Annotated in this window: 19 protein-coding genes; 3 read left to right on the top strand and 16 right to left on the bottom strand. The window is 38.3% G+C overall.

The genetic code is table 11. The features are described from left to right. Window positions 1-3: 3 nt before the first annotated feature. The 4 genes from truA to D7029_RS12530 form a co-directional block, all read right to left on the bottom strand. Complete coding sequence (gene truA / locus D7029_RS12515) at window positions 4-888, bottom strand: tRNA pseudouridine(38-40) synthase TruA (RefSeq protein ID WP_228766677.1); 885 nt, start codon at window positions 886-888, stop codon at window positions 4-6. Continuing rightward, entirely contained in the window at window positions 888-1,898 is a 1,011-nt protein-coding gene (locus D7029_RS12520) for an aspartate-semialdehyde dehydrogenase (RefSeq protein ID WP_194950836.1), read from the bottom strand. Before D7029_RS12520 ends, truA begins: the two co-directional genes overlap by 1 nt. Before the next feature lie 45 nt (window positions 1,899-1,943). After that, complete coding sequence (pdxB, locus tag D7029_RS12525; protein ID WP_194950837.1) at window positions 1,944-3,086, bottom strand: 4-phosphoerythronate dehydrogenase PdxB; 1,143 nt, start codon at window positions 3,084-3,086, stop codon at window positions 1,944-1,946. Between the two features lie 149 nt (window positions 3,087-3,235). After that, window positions 3,236-4,018 carry an AraC family transcriptional regulator gene (locus tag D7029_RS12530; protein ID WP_075670590.1) on the bottom strand — a complete coding sequence of 261 codons (783 nt, stop codon included), beginning with the start codon at window positions 4,016-4,018 and terminating at the stop codon, window positions 3,236-3,238. Window positions 4,019-4,139: 121 nt separating this feature from the next. On the opposite strand from D7029_RS12530, the gene D7029_RS12535 reads away from it, so the two are divergent. After that, a complete protein-coding gene (locus tag D7029_RS12535; RefSeq protein WP_088495100.1) occupies window positions 4,140-5,060 on the top strand; it encodes a DMT family transporter in 921 nt (306 codons plus the stop codon). 564 nt (window positions 5,061-5,624) lie between these two features. Here the strand turns inward: D7029_RS12535 and fabB are convergent. Continuing rightward, on the bottom strand, window positions 5,625-6,836 hold the full coding sequence (gene fabB / locus D7029_RS12540) for a beta-ketoacyl-ACP synthase I (RefSeq protein ID WP_109370920.1): 1,212 nt from the start codon (window positions 6,834-6,836) through the stop codon (window positions 5,625-5,627). Between the two features lie 205 nt (window positions 6,837-7,041). Here fabB and mnmC point away from each other — a divergent pair, with 205 nt between their 5' ends. Further along, the gene (gene mnmC / locus D7029_RS12545; RefSeq protein ID WP_194950838.1) at window positions 7,042-9,090 is read left to right on the top strand and encodes a bifunctional tRNA (5-methylaminomethyl-2-thiouridine)(34)-methyltransferase MnmD/FAD-dependent 5-carboxymethylaminomethyl-2-thiouridine(34) oxidoreductase MnmC; all 2,049 of its coding nucleotides are present in this window, start codon (window positions 7,042-7,044) and stop codon (window positions 9,088-9,090) included. A gap of 87 nt (window positions 9,091-9,177) precedes the next feature. On the opposite strand, the gene D7029_RS12550 is transcribed toward mnmC, so the two are convergent. The 7 genes from D7029_RS12550 to prmB all read right to left on the bottom strand — a co-directional run bounded on the left by D7029_RS12550 (window position 9,178) and on the right by prmB (window position 15,129). Then, on the bottom strand, window positions 9,178-9,726 hold the full coding sequence (locus tag D7029_RS12550) for a GNAT family N-acetyltransferase (RefSeq protein WP_194950839.1): 549 nt from the start codon (window positions 9,724-9,726) through the stop codon (window positions 9,178-9,180). A gap of 108 nt (window positions 9,727-9,834) precedes the next feature. Beyond that, window positions 9,835-10,731 carry a hypothetical protein gene (locus tag D7029_RS12555; protein WP_194950840.1) on the bottom strand — a complete coding sequence of 299 codons (897 nt, stop codon included), beginning with the start codon at window positions 10,729-10,731 and terminating at the stop codon, window positions 9,835-9,837. Window positions 10,732-11,059: 328 nt separating this feature from the next. After that, window positions 11,060-11,332, bottom strand: a complete 273-nt coding sequence (locus D7029_RS12560; RefSeq protein WP_194950841.1) for a YfcL family protein — start codon at window positions 11,330-11,332, stop codon at window positions 11,060-11,062. 153 nt (window positions 11,333-11,485) lie between these two features. Beyond that, a complete protein-coding gene (locus tag D7029_RS12565; protein WP_088495095.1) occupies window positions 11,486-12,040 on the bottom strand; it encodes an elongation factor P hydroxylase in 555 nt (184 codons plus the stop codon). A gap of 17 nt (window positions 12,041-12,057) precedes the next feature. After that, window positions 12,058-12,858, bottom strand: a complete 801-nt coding sequence (locus D7029_RS12570) for a sulfite exporter TauE/SafE family protein (protein WP_194950842.1) — start codon at window positions 12,856-12,858, stop codon at window positions 12,058-12,060. Window positions 12,859-13,026: 168 nt separating this feature from the next. Further along, the gene (gene aroC, locus D7029_RS12575; protein ID WP_194950843.1) at window positions 13,027-14,112 is read right to left on the bottom strand and encodes a chorismate synthase; all 1,086 of its coding nucleotides are present in this window, start codon (window positions 14,110-14,112) and stop codon (window positions 13,027-13,029) included. 84 nt (window positions 14,113-14,196) lie between these two features. After that, entirely contained in the window at window positions 14,197-15,129 is a 933-nt protein-coding gene (gene prmB / locus D7029_RS12580; protein WP_161711361.1) for a 50S ribosomal protein L3 N(5)-glutamine methyltransferase, read from the bottom strand. 590 nt (window positions 15,130-15,719) lie between these two features. On the opposite strand from prmB, the gene smrB reads away from it, so the two are divergent. Next, entirely contained in the window at window positions 15,720-16,262 is a 543-nt protein-coding gene (smrB, locus tag D7029_RS12585; protein ID WP_075670570.1) for an endonuclease SmrB, read from the top strand. Window positions 16,263-16,350: 88 nt separating this feature from the next. Here smrB and sixA read toward each other — a convergent pair whose 3' ends face one another. The 4 genes from sixA to D7029_RS12605 all read right to left on the bottom strand — a co-directional run bounded on the left by sixA (window position 16,351) and on the right by D7029_RS12605 (window position 21,207). Continuing rightward, window positions 16,351-16,824 (bottom strand): phosphohistidine phosphatase SixA, encoded by a 474-nt coding sequence (gene sixA, locus D7029_RS12590; RefSeq protein ID WP_088495091.1) that lies wholly within the window; start codon window positions 16,822-16,824, stop codon window positions 16,351-16,353. Window positions 16,825-17,212: 388 nt separating this feature from the next. Next, window positions 17,213-19,372 (bottom strand): fatty acid oxidation complex subunit alpha FadJ, encoded by a 2,160-nt coding sequence (gene fadJ / locus D7029_RS12595; RefSeq protein ID WP_416384035.1) that lies wholly within the window; start codon window positions 19,370-19,372, stop codon window positions 17,213-17,215. Further along, window positions 19,372-20,676 carry an acetyl-CoA C-acyltransferase FadI gene (fadI, locus tag D7029_RS12600; protein WP_194950844.1) on the bottom strand — a complete coding sequence of 435 codons (1,305 nt, stop codon included), beginning with the start codon at window positions 20,674-20,676 and terminating at the stop codon, window positions 19,372-19,374. Before fadI ends, fadJ begins: the two co-directional genes overlap by 1 nt. Window positions 20,677-20,910: 234 nt before the next feature. Beyond that, the gene (locus tag D7029_RS12605; RefSeq protein ID WP_006533378.1) at window positions 20,911-21,207 is read right to left on the bottom strand and encodes a YfcZ/YiiS family protein; all 297 of its coding nucleotides are present in this window, start codon (window positions 21,205-21,207) and stop codon (window positions 20,911-20,913) included. Window positions 21,208-21,341 lie beyond the last annotated feature (134 nt).

The following is a 21,341-nucleotide window of genomic DNA, read 5'->3' on the forward strand; positions in this document are numbered from 1 at the left end:
TCTTTATGATTGAGATATCTCAATAGGGTTATCCGCTAAAAATAGTGGGCCCATTGCAGGTTTTGGTAATTCAAAATGATCAGGATAATCCACAGAGACCAAATACAATCCATTCGCTTTAGCTGTTGCTGCGGCTTTGGTTCTGTCTTTTAAGGCTAATAATTCAGCCATCCAAGTAATATCCTGATTGCCACACCCTATTTCTAAAAGGCTGCCAACAATATTTCTCACCATATGATGAACAAAAGCATTCGCTTTAATATCCACAACAACATAGTCACCATATCGAGAAACATTGACATGCATAACGTTACGCCACGGCGTTCGCGATTGGCATTGGACAGCCCTAAAAGAGGTAAAATCATTTTCACCCAGTAAACATTGCGCTGCTTGATGCATACGTTCAGCGTCTAAAGGATAATGAAAATGCGTCACGCCAGATGACAAGATAGCGGGACGATAACGATGATTAAAAATCACATAGCGATAACGTCTTGCCGTTGCACTAAAGCGAGCATGAAAATCATCAGAAACTGTTTTTACCCAACGTATTGCGATATCCGCAGGTAAATGAGTGTTAACGCCCATTGTCCAAGCGGGATCTTTACGGTGCGCGGTTGTTTCAAAATGAACAACTTGCCCCGTTGCATGTACTCCAGCGTCAGTTCTTCCCGCACAAAACACAGATATAGGTTCATTAGCCACTTGTGAAAGTGCTTTTTCTAACCTTTCTTGTACACTGCGCACTTCATTTTGGCGTTGCCAGCCATAATAACGGCTACCATCATATTCAACGCCTAGAGCAATTTTGATTGTTGTGCTTTCAGAAATAACCACTGACTCAGTCAAGGATTGTTCTGTTACTTCAGCACTCACTTGCGCATTCATTAGTAAAACTGCTCCTGCATTAATTGCTCTGCAACTTCGACAGCCATTAATGCCCCACCAAAGCGCACGTTATCTGCGACTGACCAGAATTGTAAAGCTTCTGGCATACCATAATCATTACGGAAACAACCTAAATTTAAGCTCACATTACCAGATGCATCGGTGACTTGAGTTGGAAAATCATTTTCATCACTGATATTAAGATCTTCATTTTCTTGTAATGTTTCACGCGCTTCATCACTACCCATCGGGCGTGAGGTTTCTAATTGAACCGACTGTGCATTACCATAGAAAACAGGCGCTTGCAGCGTAGTAACGGAGATTGGCAAGCCTTCATCTTGTAAAACTTTACGAATTTGGTCAACCATACGGCGCTCTTCTTGTATAGAGCCTTCGTCATCAACCATTAAAGGTAAAATATTAAATGCTAACTGTTTATTAAAACGACCTAATTCAGGAGGAATACCGTTAAGTAAACGAGCACTTTGCCCAGCCAGTTCATCGACGGCTTGTTTTCCAAAACGAGAAACGGACATTAAGTTTGTCACGCTGAGGCGCGTTAATCCCGCAGATTCTGTTAATGGATTAATGGCACGTAATAATTGGCTCACCATGCTATCTGCAATTGAAACAATATTACGAGTACGGTATTCCGCAAGCATTGCACTGTTCACGCCCGGAACAACCAATGGCACATCCCAATCCATTGCAAAGATGCCACTGCAATCAATGACAATACAGCCAGCATCAGCCGCTTGTTGTGCATACTGCGCACTGATTTCTGTCGGTGCGGCAAAGAAAGCTAATTGAATATCAGCCCACTCGATATTGTGAATACCTTGAACCGCAACACTTTTGCTGTTTACACGCACTGATTTCCCAATGCTATCTTCACTTGCGATTGCAGTTAATTCACCAATGGGAAATTCTCGCTCTTGTAGCAGTTCTAAAATCGCTTCGCCAACAGCGCCTGTTGCACCAACAACTGCAATATTCCAACCTTCTCCCATAAGATATCCTCCAATACCATAAAATTTTTAAAATAATATTTTGCTTTATTTGTGTGTAGCACTTTTATATGTAGCACTAAAGCCAATTGCATTTAATGTGTCAACGGTGGTTTGATTGTCACAAATGACGTGTAGTGAAGACCACTCACGACGTACAGGGTAAAATTTGCGTAATTTATCAAACTCCCCTTTTATTCCCGCCACTTTTCGTAATGGAGCATCATCACGACGCACATCATAAACAAGATGAATAAGTTGTTTTAAAAGTGTTTGTGTTAACTCGCCTTGCACACAAATGGTGGAAATAGTAGGCGCAGGCAACAACGTTGATAATTCAACTGTTTGGGGCTGACCAATAAAATCACAATAAGCTTCGAAAACCTGCGTTGTACCGCGCGCCTTACCTTCTAAGGTATAACCTGCAATATGTGGTGTTGCGATATCAACTTTATTTAATAACTCAATAGAAAGATCTGGCTCTGGCTCCCAAACATCCAATACAACGCGTAAGGATTTACCGTTCTCAAGTACAGATAATAATGCTTGATTATCAACAACCTCGCCACGGCTCGCATTAATTAAAATGCGTCCTTCAGGTAATTTTTCGAGATTGCTCTCATTAATTAAATGATAACTTTTGTATGGGCCTGATTTATTGAGAGGTGTATGGAAAGTTAGAATATCTGCTTTTTCTAACAATGTTTCCAATGGATGAAATTCTTCATCATCACCATTATCCGCTCTTGGTGGATCACAAAGTAAAACATTGACACCTAATGCACGAAGGCGTGTTGCTAATCGACCACCCACATTTCCCACACCAACAATACCGACAACTTTATCGGTTAGTTGAAAGCTATCTTGCTCTGCTAGCATCATCAGTGCAGAAAATACATATTCAACAACCGCGATAGCATTGCAACCTGGGGCAGATGAAAAACCAATTTGTTGTTGTTCTAACCATGCAATATCGACATGATCGAAACCCGCAGTCGCAGTTCCAACAAATTTCACTGGCTTGCCTGATAATAAAGATTCATTGACTTTAGTAATTGATCTCACCATTAAGGCATCAGAATCATTAAGCTCATCAGTAGGTAATGGGCGACCAGAAACAGCTTTTACCTCACCTAATTGGCGGAAAAGTTGTTCCGCATAAGGCATATTTTCATCAACCAGAATTTTCACGGTGTTATCTCACTGATTTGGTATTTATGTGTGTAAGCAATCAATCGAAAAACAAAATTAAGCGGTCTATTTTGCCACTTATTCACAGCAAAGCCTATTATTGACAGTAAAATCTGCCTAGATTTTAAGTAAATATATGAAAAGAAGGTTTAACAATTGGGTAATCGACGAAAACGTTCCGGTGTTGTGCCAGCAAATTGTTGAAACATCGCAATAAATGAAGATGAAGAGCTATATCCCACATCAAATGCAATTTCATTCACGCTTTTCCCTTGCTCTAATAAAGAAATTGCATGTAAAAAGCGTAGGCGCTTACGCCATTCGCTAAAAGACATACCTAATTCCTGTTGGCAACGACGAGAAAGTGTTCTTTCTGAGGTATAACGTTTTTTAGCCCATTCTTCTAACGAGGTATTATCTGCCGGATTTTGCTCTAATACAGAAAGTATAGGGGCAAGTAATTTATCTTTAGAGGAAGGTAAATAAGTATGATGTATTGGTGATGCTTTAAGTTGATCAATCAGTACTTGGGCTAAGCGAAAATCTTCTTCTGTTTGTGGTTTACACACACCACGATGGAAGAAATCAGAAAATATGGTTGAAAAAATAGCACTCAATTGAATCAAACAAGGTTTATCTAATAGTCCTTCACACCAATTTGGCGCGATATCTAGCACCTTAAAAGAGAGTGTTTTTTTATTGTAACTGGCATGCCCTACATTTTTTGGGATCCACACACTAAACTCTGGTGGTGCTAAAAATCGCTGTCCCCCTGCTTCTAAGTCCATGACACCGGAAATGACATAAAGCAGCTGACCAAAATCATGTTGATGATAAACAAACTCTGTTTCAGCTAATAGTTGCTCGTCACGGAATCGAACCGTATCAGGATCAGACAATAACCATTGCATTTTTTGTTGTTCAATTGTCATCTTTATATTGTTCTCTTGTCATGTTGTCTTTATTGGCTTATCAGTTGTCTGGTTTTCATTATATATATCTAATCAGACAGGCTTACAATAGCCACCTGGTTTAAAAATAGATGTGAGAACAATGAAAAACGCAATTTTTCCGCTTTTAGCGGTGTTAATCTGGTCCATTAATGCAGTCGTCAATAAAGCAGCCGCGTCTGTTATCGATCCTGCTGCAATCTCTTTTTATCGTTGGTTCCTCGCCTTTTTAATTATGACACCTTTTTTGATCATGCCAGTTTGGCATCATCGTAAAACCGTCAAACAATATTGGTGGAAATTGTTTATTCTTGGTGCATTGGGGATGGTGATGTACCAAAGTTTGGCTTATTATGCAGCGCATTATGTTAGCGCAACATTTATGGGGATTTTGAATTCTCTCATCCCATTATTAACCGTTATTATTAGTATTTTTGTTCTACGTGTTGTACCTACAGTAGGTATTGTTTTAGGCACAGTGCTTTCAATTAGTGGCTTAGTTTGGTTAATTAGCCGTGGCGAACCTTCTCAGTTGCTTTCCCAAGGTTTGGGTTATGGTGAGCTGATGATGTTTATTGCTTCGGCGTCATACGCCCTCTATGGAGTATTAACAAAACGCTGGTCAATTGCCCTACCTAACTGGCAATCACTTTATGTGCAAATTGGATTTGGTGTTCTGTTATTATTGCCAAACTTCTTTCTCGCCGAAAGTGTTGCGTTAACAAAAGATAATATTGGATTAGTTATCTTCGCAGGTATCGGGGCTTCTATTCTTGCGCCTTATTTGTGGATTTTAGGTGTGATGAAATTAGGTGCAAATACGACCTCTATTTTTATGAACCTAATGCCATTATTTACTGCAATGATCGCTATCGCGCTTCTTGGTGAAGAAATGCATAGTTATCACTTAGTGGGTGGTGGTATTGTGTTACTTGGCGTGCTCTTAGTGCAACAACTCAGAACGCCACTGAATTTCCGACGTCCGTCTGCTCAGAAAAAAGCAGATTGTCGTCAGGAGATGTGAGTCAATGTCAAAAAGACAACAATAAAAAAATGCCGGCTAAATTCTTAGCCGGTCACATTCATAATGTTAGGTTTAATAAATAAAACTGACACAAGAAATCAAAGTATAAAATATAAAGTAATACAAGTATCCGTGGCAAACATTACCAACTTTTATATTAAATAGCTCCTACTTATTTGTAATAAAATAACCCAGATCAATTTTTTCGCGCTCTTTTTGTCTTATTCAAGTTTTCCATTCCCCTAACTCCATATAAAACAAAACATTTAATGACTTTGGGTAAAAATAAATTAAACGATTGAAATAAAATGAACCTGATTTAATTTTCTCAATGTAAACAACATATTAACAAAAATTGTCTATTTTATTAGAATAATAAAACAAGTAACTATTAGGGAGGGTATTTTTAAGCGTTATTTATATAATCTTTTTTTAATGATTTTTATTCGAAAAATATCTTTATTAGAATAATAAATTATTTTGCATAATGAATTTAAAATAAAAAAGCAGACTCCATTTAAATGAAGCCTGCTTTTTTTAATAAGAAAATATAAGTATATCTAACTATTTTTTATATTTACTCATGACTAATGAAGCATTTGTACCACCAAAACCAAAGCTATTTGACATTACAGTCTCCAGCTTCTGCTCTGTTGGTTGAGTAATGATGTTCATACCCATTGCTTTATCGTCTAATTCTTCAATATTGATGCTTGGTGCAATAAATCCATGTTCTAACATCAGTAAGCTATAAATTGCTTCATGCACACCAGCCGCACCTAATGAGTGACCCGTCATTGCTTTTGTTGCAGAGATAGCTGGTGTATGCGAACCAAACACCTCAGTGATAGCTTCAAGCTCTTTTAGATCGCCAACGGGTGTTGAAGTACCGTGTGTATTGATATAATCAACCTTATCAATACCTTGCATTGCCATTTGCATACAACGTACAGCACCTTCACCTGAAGGAGCAACCATGTCTGCACCATCAGACGTTGCGCCATAACCTACAATTTCGCCATAGATATGTGCACCACGCGCTAATGCGTGTTCTAACTCTTCAACCACCACAATACCGCCACCGCCTGCGATAACAAAACCATCACGGTTTTTATCGTAAGTACGAGAAGCTTTGGTTGGAGTTTCGTTATATTTAGTTGAGAGTGCACCCATTGCGTCAAATTCGCAGGTCATTTCCCAACTTAGCTCTTCACCACCACCAGCAAATACAACATCTTGTTTGCCTAACTGGATGAGCTCAACGGCGTGACCAATACAGTGTGCCGATGTTGAACAAGCAGAACTGATTGAATAGTTAACGCCTTTAATTTTGAACGGTGTTGCTAAACAAGCTGAAACACCTGATGCCATTGCACGAGTTACCATATAAGGACCTACGCCACGTAGACCTTTTGCTCTCATGCCATCAGAACCTTGGACTTGGTTACGTGGAGAACCGCCACCAGAACCAACGACTAAGCCAGAACGAATATTAGAAACTTGGTCTTCAGTCAGACCTGAATCAGCTATCGCCTCTTGCATAGATAAATAGGCATAAACCGATGCGTCGCTCATAAAACGGCGGATTTTACGGTCAATAAGACCTTCAGTATCAAGCTTAACGTTGCCCCAAATGTGGCTACGAAGCCCCATCTCTTTAAATTCTTCTGAGAAAGTTATCCCGGAACGACCTTCTTTTAAAGAATCCAGCACTTCTTTCTGGTTATTACCAATGCTCGAAACAATACCCAGACCCGTGATCACTGCGCGCTTCATTCATACCTCTTTACAATAATAGTTGTAGCTGCGGGATTTCTGAGTAGCACTTTAGCGTACAGTTGTACGCCGAACAAGTCCGATCAGGATCTTTTTTACAAAAATACAGATAAGCTGATAAAACACTTTCCCCTTTAAGGCTGGCACAAGCAACCTAACGGCGCTAAGATATTAGTTAATTTTTTCGAGAAATACAGGCAGTTCCGTGAATAATAGCCCGATAAATACTGCGTCTTTAAGTTGGAATGAACTTGGTACGCCTATCTCTGAACAATTTGGCGATATTTACTTTTCAAACCAAGACGGTCTAGAAGAAACTCGACATGTGTTCTTACATGGAAATCATTTTCCATCACGTTTTGGTACACATGTACGCTCTGAATGTGTTATCGCAGAAACAGGATTTGGTACTGGGCTTAATTTTTTAACACTGTGGCAAGCTTTCGAGCAATTTAGGCAAACATCCCCTGACTCTCGTTTAAAACGTCTTCATTATGTTAGTTTCGAGAAATTCCCTCTTACAAAAAGTGACTTACAATCGGCACACTGCCATTGGCCTGAACTCGAAAAATATTCACAATCGCTTTGTGCTCAATGGCCATTAGCCATTGCGGGTTGCCATCGCATTATTCTTGCTGATGGGGCAATTACACTGGATTTATGGTTTGGTGATATCAATATCTTGTTACCCCAAACTCGCCAAGCACTACATAATAAAGTGGATGCATGGTTCTTAGATGGTTTTGCTCCTTCTAAAAACCCACAAATGTGGAGCGAAACTCTCTTTCAATCGATGGCTGATTCAATGCGAGAAAACGGTACATTTGCAACGTTTACCGCTGCTGGGATTGTCAAGCGAGGTTTGCAAAGTGTTGGTTTTGAGATAAATAAAATCAAAGGATTTGGCCAAAAAAGAGAGATGCTGACAGGTGTTTTTCCACATCCTCCCTCTCCTGAATTTCTCCCTTACTATGCAAGACCAAGTGCAACCAAAGCACAGAACATTGCAATTATAGGCGGTGGCATTGCCAGCACATTTGCCGCGCTTTCCTGCCTAAGAAGAGGTGCCAATGTCACCTTGTATTGTGAAGATGGACAACCTGCAACTAATGCCTCAGGTAATCGACAAGGTGTGTTATATCCTTTACTCAATGGCAAATCCGATGAACTAGAACAATTTTTTACAACCGCGTTTTTATTTGCTCATCGCACTTATGACAACCTAAGTAAAGCAGGTATTCCTTTTTCACATCAATGGTCTGGCGTTGCACAAATTATTTATAACGAAAAAGTTCGTAAAAAAGCACAGAGAATTATCGATAACTCTATCCCCTTTACGCAATTAGCGTGTTACCTCGATGAAGACGAAGTCAATAAACTCAGCGGATTAGGCGTTAATTATGATGCTTTGTTTTACCCACAAGCGGGCTGGCTTTCACCGACTGAGCTTACAATCAATACATTAAAATACGCTGAACAATTAGGGTTAACGTTGCGATTTAATCATCAAGTTACTCAAATAAGTGTACAAGAAGCGTCTTGGTGCTTAGAGGTTGTTCATCACGATGGAGAAAGTACAACACAATTTCAGTCACAATATGATTGCGTTATTTTGGCAAATGGACATCGAATTACAGACTTTACTCAAAGTGCAAAATTACCTATTAGCGCAGTTAGAGGGCAAGTTAGCCATATTCCAACAACAAAAACATTATCAAAACTAAAAACGGTGCTTTGTTATGATGGCTATTTTACACCTGTTGACACCCAAGATAATTTGCATTGTGTGGGAGCAAGTTTTCGCCGCGATAGATTAGATTTGGCAGTCTCAACGCAAGAGCAAGAAAATAACCAAGCTCATCTTACTCAGTGTTTAGCAAATGCGCCTTGGGTTAAAGACGTTGATTTTAGCCGAAACGAAGCGCGAATAGGTATTCGTTGCACTATACGTGACCACCTACCGTTATTAGGCGAAGTACCTGATTTTGAAAAATTGCGAGTAGCATATACGCATTTAGATAGATTTAAACGCAGAAGACAAACGCCAGCTTTAGCTCCTGCTTATCCTCAACTTTATATTATCAGTGCATTAGGCTCTCGTGGATTATGTTCAGCGCCTTTATCAGCCGAAATTCTTGCAAGCCAAATTTTTGATGAACCTTTTCCGGTTGAAGATAATGTGTTGAATGCCTTACACCCTAATCGTTTTTGGGTAAGACCATTACTGCGTGGGAAGCCGATTGAAGTGAAATAAATGTATAAGCAACCGACCTCGGTTGCTTATTTTTTACTTTTTGATTATCTCGCTGTTATATCCGAGATCATCACATCCAAAGAGAAGCTAAATCTCAAGCTTCATTGCACAGCGCGTTTCCTTTAAAAAGCCGCCGCTTTCAACTTCATCATCTAAGATTTTTTGCAAAGAATAAGGAATTTCGTTTTCTGGTAAAATAGAAAAACCTAAACGTTGATAGTACGGTGCATTCCAAGGAACATGGCGAAATGTTGTCAGCGTAACAGAGTCAAATTTATGTGCTTTTGCTTCATCTTTTACTTTTTGAATAAGTAACTTACCAATCCCTCTATTTTGCCAATCTTGGCTCACTGAAAGTTCATGAATAAATAAGCTTTCTGGTAAAACTGTCGTCATAATAAAACCAACTGGCTCGTTATCACTATTAACTGCTACCCAATGCCCTTGCTGATGAATAAACACTAAATGTTTTTCAACACTTTGTACGCCACTTTCACTTATCCAGCGTAAGTCTTCTAAAGTACTAAAGAGTTGTCCTGCTGATTGCTCAATAGCAGGCAATTTAGTGGCATCATCGATTTGTGTTTGACGGATCGTAATATCGTTATTTTTTATTTTGTTTTGTGTTGTTGTCATTTCTTTTTCCAGCTCAGGTGTTTTTATACTTTTATGCTTAATTTATTAAAAAGCCATCCTGTTGGATGGCTTATGTTAATACTAAAATGGCTTCTTATTTTTAAGTCGTTAATCTTTAGGTAATATACCGTAAGATTGGAACTTCTGAGTCTCTATAATAAAACGATTATAGTACATGTTGTCTTCTACTGAATCCTTCACCACACGGTTACTATAAGCGCGAACAACAGCAAGTGTCGCCTTATGAAGTTTATCTTTTAGTGTGTTATGGATCTTCGGATCTTCACTTTCTTGAATTTGATTTAATAATGAAACAAGCTCTTCTGCTTCAGCTTGAATATCAGGATCAGTAAATTCTGCTGTCGGCAACATATAGTCTAAATCAAGATTAACAGAATCGTGATATTCATCTTCTTGAGTAAACGGCTCTAAGTCTTTGTTGTATTCCGCTGAAATATATTTAATAAATTCAGGTTTATCAAAGCATTTATTTTTTATGCCACCATCATTATTTTTATTTCGAGTGCGAATTTCATTAGGAAATGGTTCACCTAAGGCATAAGTACACTGAAAAATATTACCATCGATTAATGTGGCATTAGTGCTACGCACTGGAAGTTCAAATTCATAGCCATTAATAATAACGGGGTGATCGACAGGTTTAAATTGATCTGTTTTTCCCTTTACTGCATAAACTTCTGAAAGGGTGTAATACATAAAATTATCAGGATTTAGTATGCCACCATTATTCTGGTCATAAACCATAAATCGGGCATCATTACCGGCACTATTTTTTAAACTATGCTCACCAGGTGACAGCGTTATATAACCATTTTTACCCGGTTCAACCTGATATTCTTTACCATCGACGCTAAAACTAATGACTTTTTCGCTTGGATTACTGTAATAAAACTTATTTTTTTTATTATCCAAATCGAATTGATCACAAGCAGATAAAAATAAAACTGCGCTAGTCAGTAGGCCTATTTTAAAGAAATTTTTCATCGTATCGTTATCCTTATCATAAATATTCTATGCAAATCATTTGCATCCCGAGAAACATTCCTAAAAAACATTTAAAAGTAATTTTACAGAAATGGCAAGGAGTTACAAAAGATAGCACTATTATGCTTAATCAATGAGAGATACATCGACTTTGAAAAATCAAATAAAAACAATTGATAAATAGTAAGGATCAATTTTTGTATAAAAACCAATCTAATTCAACAGTAAATATCTTAAATATAACTTAGAGGCTGTGATTTTAATAAGATATTAAGCAAGAAAAAAACAACCGATTTATGCCGGTTGTTCTCTTAATAGACATGCAGGATTAATTAATTGAGTTAACTAAATCATGCCAAGTAGATAAAACTAACGCTTGATCAGGTGGTGAAAGCTCACCTGCTTTTATTGCCTTTTGAATGCTCTCTTCTACACGCGCTCTTAACGCTTCTAACTGTGTGTTATTTTCTTGCTCGAGTTCAGCAATAGCCAGTGTAATATGGCCTTGTAAATATCCGCCTGCAAATAATTCATCATCAGTGGCTTGTTCAACACGGCTATCAATTTTATCTAATAAGTACGCTTCATACTCAGAAAGCATTATTTATCCTCAATATATAATGTTGCTATCTTTTATATTTACCCCATATTAACAGGATATAAATACATGTGTTCTAGCAACCTTACTACTTCAGACTCCACCCTATTGGGTAAAACCTTCACAGTGGATAGGCGATAATTATTCTCGCAATCCTTAATTAACTAAAGGATTTTCCTGATACGGAAACATCTCTTCGGTTAGCTCTGGGGTATTGTAAAACAAATGTAACGCATTAATAAATAGCTGTGCACGAGGTGGCGTGTTTTTATCTCGTAAATAAGCGAGTACTTGTTCTCTAACTTTATTTCTAAATTCATAACGGTCAGGTTCAAAGTTACCTTCTAAATTGTCACAGCTGACATTAAAAGGATAACCAGCAGCTTGGCAAAATAACCAATCTAATGCTTGAGGTTTGATTTCTACAACTTCGAACTGCCCTTGAGTGGTTTCATCTCGTCCATCTGGGCAATACCAGTAACCATAATCAACTTGTTGGCGACGAGCCTCTCCAGCAATACACCAATGTGATATTTCATGTAATGCACTGGCATAAAAACCATGAGCAAAAATGATTTGGTGATAAGGTGTCTCTTCATTTGCAGGCAAATAAATCGGCTCATCATCCCCTTTAACTAAACGGGTTTGGAAACTTTCGCTAAAACATTGATTAAAGATATCAATTAACTGTTGATAATGATGTGCTGACATTTAAAAACCATCTATTCCTAATTAAAAAGTGCAGAAAACCAAAGTGTAATAGTATCGCCATGATTGTCATGAATCAGTTTGATGCTCATCAAAAAGGAGATAATGACCAGCATAGGTCTTATTAATTTTTGCCCTTTTGTTAATACTAAGCCTGCACCTAAACGAGCACCAATAAATTGCCCACAAAGCATAACTAAACCAATAGTCCAAATAACCTGCCCACCAATAATAAAAAACAGTAAAGAGCCAAAATTAGAGGTGAAGTTAAGCAATTTAGCATGAGCGGTCGCTTTTGAAAGATTATATCCAAGTAACATGACATAACCTAAAGCGAAAAAAGAACCTGTACCCGGTCCAAAAATACCATCATAAAAACCGACACCACCCCCTAATATTGCCCCAAAAGTATAGTAACCAATACGTTGCTTACTATCTTGAGCACCTATTGATGGAGTGAGAAGAAAATAGAGACCAATGGCGATGGTAAGAATAGGAAGCGCTTGTTTAAGAATTTCGGGATTAATAAACTGCACTAACATGGCGCCAGAAACTGCACCAATAAAAGTCATTAAAATTGCAAATCGTTGCGCTTTTAAATCAATAACCTTTCGACGTATAAAATAAAGCGTCGCCGAAAACGAGCCACCTACTGATTGCAATTTATTTGTTGCGAGAGCTTGAACGGGAGGAATGCCTGCTGATAACAAAGCTGGAATGGTGATTAACCCACCGCCACCTGCTATTGAATCAATAAAACCTGCAATTAAAGCAACAAAGAAGAGAAGAAGGTAGATGCCATCTGAAAAGAGCCAATCCATTTATCTATCCGAATTATTAGGAATGAAGGACGTGTTGCTGTGTTTATCTCATTTATTTAAAAAAACCACAGCAACACGATCTGAGCATAATAAAATTAGGCGCTCACACCTTTAAAGCTAACATCAAACTTACAACAGTTTATCGACCACGTTATTGACGTAGAATGATTACCATTGCATTAACGGAGGTACAACATCACCACATTGACCACGTTGGCGCAATGCATGATCGAGCAAAACAATTGCCATCATTGCTTCTGCAATAGGAATAGCGCGTATTCCTACACAAGGATCATGACGACCTTTGGTTATCATATCGACTTCTTCACCATCACGATTAATTGTTTTACCTGTAATAGTAATGCTCGATGTTGGTTTTAAAGCGATATGTGCAACGATTGGCTGACCGCTGCTAATCCCGCCTAAAATGCCCCCTGCATGATTACTAGTAAAACCATTTTTAGTGATTTCATCTCTATTTTCAGTGCCTTTTAAGGTTACAACACCAAAACCATCACCAATTTCAATTCCTTTAACAGCATTGATACTCATTAATGCATGTGCTAAATCTGCATCTAGTCTGTCAAAAACCGGCTCACCAAATCCTGCTGGCACACCTTCTGCAACCACGGTCACTTTTGCACCAATCGAGTTACCTTCTTTTTTAAGCGCACGCATATATTCATCAAGTGCTTCTAAACGAGAAGGATCTGGACAGAAAAATGGGTTGGTTTCAACGATAGACCAATCAACAAGATCACAAGTAATTGGGCCTAACTGAGAAAGATAGCCTTTTACTTCAATACCCATTTTCTCTTTTAGGTATTTTTTTGCGATTGCACCAGCAGCAACACGCATTGCAGTTTCTCGTGCAGAAGAGCGCCCACCGCCACGATAATCACGTAAACCATATTTTTGTTCGTAGGTGTAATCAGCATGACCAGGACGAAAAACATCTTTGATTTCACTGTAATCTTGAGAACGCTGATCAGTGTTTTCAATCAGTAAACCAATGCTTGTCCCTGTTGTGACACCATTAAATACACCTGATAAAATGCGAACTTGATCAGGTTCGCGGCGCTGAGTGGTATAACGCGAAGTTCCAGGTCTACGTCTATCTAAATCAACTTGTAAATCGGCTTCTGTTAAAGGTAATCCAGGCGGTACACCATCAACAATGCAACCTAATGCAATACCATGAGACTCACCGAAAGTCGTGACTCTGAATAATTGTCCGATACTGTTTCCTGCCATCCCTTTATTCCTATCTTTTACTGTGTGATGTTATCAATATGTTATTTGCAATAAATAACAATCTACCGTCTCATTGCTGTTACATCAACGTTTATCAGTAGAAAAACACGCTGAATATTCGACGAGTTGTTCACGAGTCAGCATAAAGACACCGAGTCCACCATTTTCAAACTCAAGCCATGTAAACGGAACCTCAGGGAATTGCTCAATAAGATGAACCATACTATTCCCCACTTCACACACTAAAATACCTTTTTCACTCAGGTATTCAGGGGCTTTTAGTAAAATTTGTCTTGTGATATCAAGACCATCAATACCCGAAGCTAGTGCTAATTCAGGTTCAACTTGGTATTCATCAGGTAAATCGCCCATATCTTCTACATCAACATACGGCGGATTTGTCACAATAATATCGTATGGTGTTGGAACAATGGCATTAAATAAATCGGACTGCATTGGATAAACACGATGCACTAAACCATGATTTTCAATATTAAATTCAGCCACTTCCAGTGCATCTTCAGAAATATCAACCGCATCGACTTCAGCATCTTCAAATTCATGAGCACAAGCAATCGCAATACAGCCACTTCCAGTGCATAAGTCGAGAATGCGTGCTGGCTCTTGCTGAATTAAACCATCAAAATGATTATTGATTAATTCACCAATAGGAGAGCGAGGGATAAGAACACGTTCATCGACATAAAATTCGTGGCCACAGAACCAAGCGCTATGCGTTAAATAAGGAACTGGGATTTTCTGCTCAATACGGCTTTCGATCAGCGTAATAATTTCCATCTTTTCAGAAGTTGTTAACTTGGTTGATAACAGTGCATCTGGAATATCTAAAGGAAGCGCAATCGTCGGTAATACCAGCTGTAATGCTTCATCCCACGCGTTATCTGTGCCATGACCATAGTAAATATCAGATGAATTAAACTGACTCATAGCCCAACGTAACATATCTAGGATCGTGCTTAGATCAGCAACCGCTTCCTCTTTTAGTGTTATATCCAAAACTGTTGTCCTCTGAAGAAATAGAAAGTCTGTAGTTTGCCATGAAGATAGCGATAAATCAGCGGGAAACCATAAAAAAACATCATTACGCTATTATTACTTTTACTATAACCACACTCTTATTGCGGTTTTAAGCTTCAATCATATAGTCAAAAGCAAAATTTATAATCTATTCATAAATAAAGATTGGCGTTTTATACTTTTAATTTAACTTTTATTAGCAAGTTAATAGAATTGAACCATACTTAGAGCATGAAAGAATTAACTGTGTACCAAAATGCGCCTATAGATGTTTTTCATTTAATATGTAGTCACTTGAAAGCAAATAACTAATTTTAAAGACTATTTAAATATCTTTTTATCGTTTTTTATCGCAACCTGAAGATATAACAACGTTTTATGTTCCACAGATATTATGAGTAGAGCAACTTGTTAACCAGCCTATATTTGCTAACTATGTGACTATTTCGGCAGGGTAAATTCCCTGCCTTTTTTTATGCTAAATTTATGGCCTATACTTTTTTATCTCTGACGCTATTTCATGTACTATTGCCTTATAAAGACAGTAACACTATGAAGAATCGTAAAAAATGAATAAAAAATTTTCATTACCGCCTTCTGAAATTGAGTTGTTTCAGGAGATGATAAAAGGCACTAAGAAATTACCTCAAGATAAAATACTTCATTCGCCAAAACGTAAAAAAGTGACACATTACGCACCTGAACGTCTGCAACAAGAGCAAGTTGATGCCTCTTATTATTTTTCAGATGAATTTCAGCCTAACTTAGCCACAGAAGGCCCAATGCGCTATTTAAGAGAAGGCGCTAATGCTTATGAATTAAAAAAGCTACGTCGTGGTGATTATGTACCTGAATTTTTTCTAGATTTACACGGATTAACACAGTTAATTGCAAAACAAGAGATTGGCGCATTGATTGCAGCATGTAGACGAGAACATGTTTATTGTGCCTGTATTATGCACGGACATGGCAAACATATTTTAAAGCAACAGACACCTCTTTGGTTAGCACAACACCCCGATGTAATTGCTTTTCATCAAGCTCCTAAAGAATGGGGAGGTGATGCTGCATTATTAGTACTCGTGGAAAACGACGATATTGCTCGCCGCTAAACCTCAAAAATTCTATTGCATTAACCCTTAAATCACCTATCGGGTGAAATAAGGTGTTAATTATTTACTTAGTTAGTTGATTTAAATTTTATTTCAATGTTGAGGGCGACACTTGCCATAGCAATTCCCCTGCACCTTTTGATAAATCAAAATCAACACAGGCAATGGTTGATGTTGAAAACATAGGAGCACATACCGCAGGACAGAGTTCAGCGACAACATAACCAACTAAAGGTAAGTGAGAAATAACAAGAATATTTTTATATCCTGTATCACCCAAGGCACGTAAGTAATGTGCAACATGTGAAGGATTACCTCCAGGGATAAGTCCATCATCTGTTTCTATTTTATTAGGTAGCGCTAAATCTACTTTTACTGCATCCAATGTCTGTTGAGCACGCAAATAAGGGCTGACTAAAACATAATCAATTATATGTCCTTGCTTTATCATCCATTCAGCCATTTTTATTGATTCACTTTTTCCACGTTCAGTCAGTGGTCTTAGTGCATCGCTGGCAGCATCAAGAGCTGCTTCTCCGTGGCGCATAATAAAAATTTGCATAGTAAATTATCAAACCTATTTTATTTTTGTAATTACTGGTATTTACAGTTTTAAGATACTTAATTTAATTCAGTTTAAATCAATATATCCCCATATAAAAATCTTCAATACCTTAATTGCAATAGCATTATTAATCTTTTTAAGATCATGCTGTTGGTTTACAAATCAACATCATTTTCAGAATTTTATTTTAAAAAACTTCGTTTTTAAATTTATTTTCAAATAACTATTTTGCCATATCTGGCTATCATTAACACTTTCGACCTCTTTTTCCATTAAAAATTCACCAATTATTAATCTGACGCAAAAAGTACAAGAAAAAAGGCGCCTAAGCGCCTCAATCAAAACAAGTGTCACAAAAGGAAAAAGCAATGGTAAAGTGATGATGTTAATCGTAAAAACGTTCATTTCGTTTAGCCATTTCAACTAAACGCTCACAAGGGCGATATTTCTCTCCATACCTATCGGCAAGTTGATTGAGCTTCTCTGCCACTTTTGTTGTTCCCATACTGTCCATATAACGGAATGGGCCACCAAAAAATGGAGGAAAACCAATACCAAATACAGCACCGATATCACCGTCTCGTGGTTGTTTAATAATATTTTCATCTAAACAACGAACGGCCTCATTTAACATTAATAATAAACAACGCTCCGTAATTTCAGAGGAAGACAATTGGTTTTTCGGCTTAATTTGTAATAACCGATATATAGCAGGATCAGGCTGTTTTTTATTTTTACCTAATGAGAAAGGTAATGCATGTTTTGCATAGAGATAAAATCCGCGGCCATTTTTACGACCTTTTCTATCATCAGCAATAATGGCATCCACAGCAGGAGGAGAGGCAAATCTTTCTCCAAATGCATTCACTAATATTGGCGTTATTTTAGTACCAATATCAATCCCCACTTCATCCAATAACTGAATAGGCCCTACGGGAAAACCAAACTGAACAAGTGCTTTATCAATATTCTCAATAGGCTCTCCTTGTACTAAGCATGTCAATGCTTCACTGATATAAGGTGCAAGAATACGATTAACATAAAATCCCGGTTTATCACCAACAACTATTGCAACCTTGCCCTGTTTTTTAGCAAACGCTACGGTTGTGGCGATGGTTTTTTCATCGGTATTTTCATGCGGAATAACTTCAACTAAAGGCATTTTTTCTACTGGGCTAAAATAGTGAAGCCCGATCACTTTTTCTGGGTATTTTGCTGTTTCTGCAATTTTATGAATAGGGAGTGAAGAGGTGTTTGAAGCAAAAATAATTTTACCTTTCCCCACTTCTTCAATATCTGCGACCATTTTCTGTTTTAACGTCAGATCTTCAAAAACCGCTTCAACAATAATATTTGATTGGTGAAAACCACTGTAATCCAATGAACCTGACAGCAACCCCATTTGACGCTGACGTTCGCGTGCAGATAATCTTTTTTTACTTACTTTAGCTGAAAGCGCTTTCCAACTGTAATTAAGCGCCTGAGCAATTCCCTTATCACTGATATCTTTAATTCTTGCTGGTAAATTACCTTTTGTCGCAGTCACAAAAGCAATACCACCGCCCATTAATCCACCACCTAAAATACCGATATGGTGTAAATTATCTGGTTTTTCGGATGATCCTGTTTCATTTTTAAGTGCCGTAGAGGCAAAAAAGAGATGCCTTAGTGCCGATGAAACGGGTGTCATCGCTAGTTCGCCAAACGCATTTGCCTCTTCTTTAAAACCTGTTTGAATATCTTTCTCAAGGCCTCGTTCAATGACATGAAGAATACGTTCTGCTGCTGGATAGTGGCCTTTCGTCTTGGCTAATGTGCGTTTTTTTGCTTGCCCAAACAGTATATTTCTACCTAAAGTCGTATTTGCCCAAAAGCGATCCATTGTCGAATGCTTTTTCTGCTCTTTTTTACCCGATAAAATCCATTTAGCCGCAACTTCTAATAGAATGTCTTGTGAAACAACATCGTTTACAAGACCTAATTTTAAGGCTCGTTTCGCATTAATTTGTCTACCCGTTAAGATCATATCTAACGCAGATGTCACACCAATAAGACGAGGTAAACGTTGAGTTCCGCCAGAGCCCGGCAGTAATCCAAGTTGTACTTCAGGAAGTCCTAAACGCGTTTTGCTATTATCAGAACAAATTCGCCCATGACAGGCTAAAGCTAATTCAAGCCCCCCACCAAGGCACGCACCATTAATAGCAGCCACAACAGGCAATGGGTAGTTTTCAAGTTGCGTAAAAAGATCCTGCCCTGCTTTGGCTAATGCACTCGCTTCTTCTTTGGTTTTACAACCCGCAATCATGGAGATATCCGCACCCGCAATAAAACTGTCTGTTTTACCTGAAGTGATAATCAATCCTTTTACACCAGAGTGTTGCTGAGCTTGCCTTAAAACATCTTGAAACTGCTGCACAAACTCGGCTTTTAGCGTATTTACTTTTTCACCAATAACATCAATAGTGATAACGCCCACTTTGTCATTACGAACTGAGAATTGAAAAACAGATGATTTTTCTAGTGTTGTTTGTTGTTGTTCCATTATTCCACCTCCAAAATCATCGCTGCACCTAATCCACCAGCCGCACAAGCAGTGGTTAACCCAAACCCTCCGCCTCGACGTTTAAGCTCATGTAGTGTCTGTGTGACCATTCTTGCGCCAGTCGCTGCAAATGGATGCCCATAAGCAATAGAACCGCCTAGCACATTAAATTTATCCATATCCACTTCTCCAATCGCCTTGGATAATCCTAGTTGCTCTTTAGCAAAACGCTCACTGGCAAATAGTGTCAAATTGCTTAATGTTTGTGCGGCAAAAGCTTCATGCATATCAATTAACGTTAAATCACCCAATGCAAGACCAGCGCGAGAAAGTGCAAGTGGCGTGGCATATGATGGTCCCAATAACATATCTTTCCAAACATCGGTCGCTGTAAAAGCATAACTACGTAGATAACCAAGAGGTTGATAGCCTAAGCTTTTAGCAACAGATTCTTTCATCATCAATACAGCCGCTGCGCCATCGGTTAATGGCGTACTGTTTGCGGCAGTGACACTGCCATGGCGACGATCAAAGGCAGGTTTGAGTTTGGCATAAGAATCAAGAATGGAGTTTTTACGAATATTGTTATCTTGATGAAAGCCTTCTTTGTAAGGCGGGAAAAACGCCGTCATAACTTCATCATTTAATTTACCCATATCCCATGCTTTCGTTGCTAATTGATGAGAGCGATGTGCTAATTCATCTTGAGCAACTCTTGAAATATGGTAAGTCTTGGCCATTTGTTCCGCAGTATCACCCATACGTAACCCAGTTGAATATTCGGCAACGGCAGGTGCTACAGGAAGGAGATCACGAAATCGTAATTGGCTTAAATAGCTTAATCTCTGACCTAATGATTTGGCCTTATTAAGGCTTAATAGAACATCTGCAAGCTTTTTACTAACACCAATAGGCAAAACTGAAGAAGAGTCTGCACCACCAGCAATACCGACAGAAACATGCCCTGCCATCATGCTTTCAGCAATATTAGCAATCGCCTGAAAGCTTGTTGCACATGCTCTTGTTACACTGTAAGCATCAGTTTTTACACTTAATCCTGCGCCGAGTACAATTTCTCTGGCAATGTTAGGTGCTTCTGGCATTTGAACCACTTGACCGAAAACAAGTTGATCAATAATTTCGGGAGGAATTTCATTGCGAGTCACTAATTCTTGAACCACTGAACGCCCTAATTCAACCGCAGGTATTCCTCGATACGCAGTCGCTTGTTTAGCAAAAGGTAAGCGTAGCCCGCTGACAATAGCGATGCGATCTTTCATAGCACTGTTCGTTGATGACTTCATAACGGCTCCTGATAAAATGATTTCCTGACACCAAAGAGGTCTGACCTGACAATAGTGTTAACAAAAATTTCACTTTTCAGAAACGTCATTTTACGAGAAGTGGGAGTTAGCGCTCAATATTTCGATGAAATGTCTGAAACTTAACAATAGTGATAGAAAAGAGAATGGGGTGCTCGAGGGATATAAAAAAGGCTGTTGAATTTCAACAGCCTTAAATCTATTAATTTCAGAGGATTAACGTAATCCTAACTGGAAAATTAGGTTTTCTGCTTCACAAGAGAATGTAAAATCAGCGGTAAGTTGAACACCACCATCAACATCAGCAAATTGTTGATTGATTTTGCAAGGCTCTGAAGCGATAGATTGTGCTTTTGCACTAAGTTGATCTAACATTGCTTGCGCTTGTACTTTATCAGCGAAGACATGCTGATATGACGCTGTGCAATTCTTGTTGTCAATAATAGTACCCACATCTACACAACAGCAAGCAGCGGTTTCTTCTGCACTACAACGATTAATTGCGTCTGCCATTTTAGTCTCCCAACGAAAGAAATGTTAATTATCTATCATAATCGCAAAAAAATAAAATAAACTGCTTTAGCTCAAATTTTATTACAAATTTACAAAAATAATTGATTATCCTGTTTATTTAACAATCAAAAACA

Origin of the sequence: Proteus vulgaris, assembly GCF_016647575.1 — a bacterium.
Lineage (GTDB): Bacteria > Pseudomonadota > Gammaproteobacteria > Enterobacterales > Enterobacteriaceae > Proteus > Proteus mirabilis_B.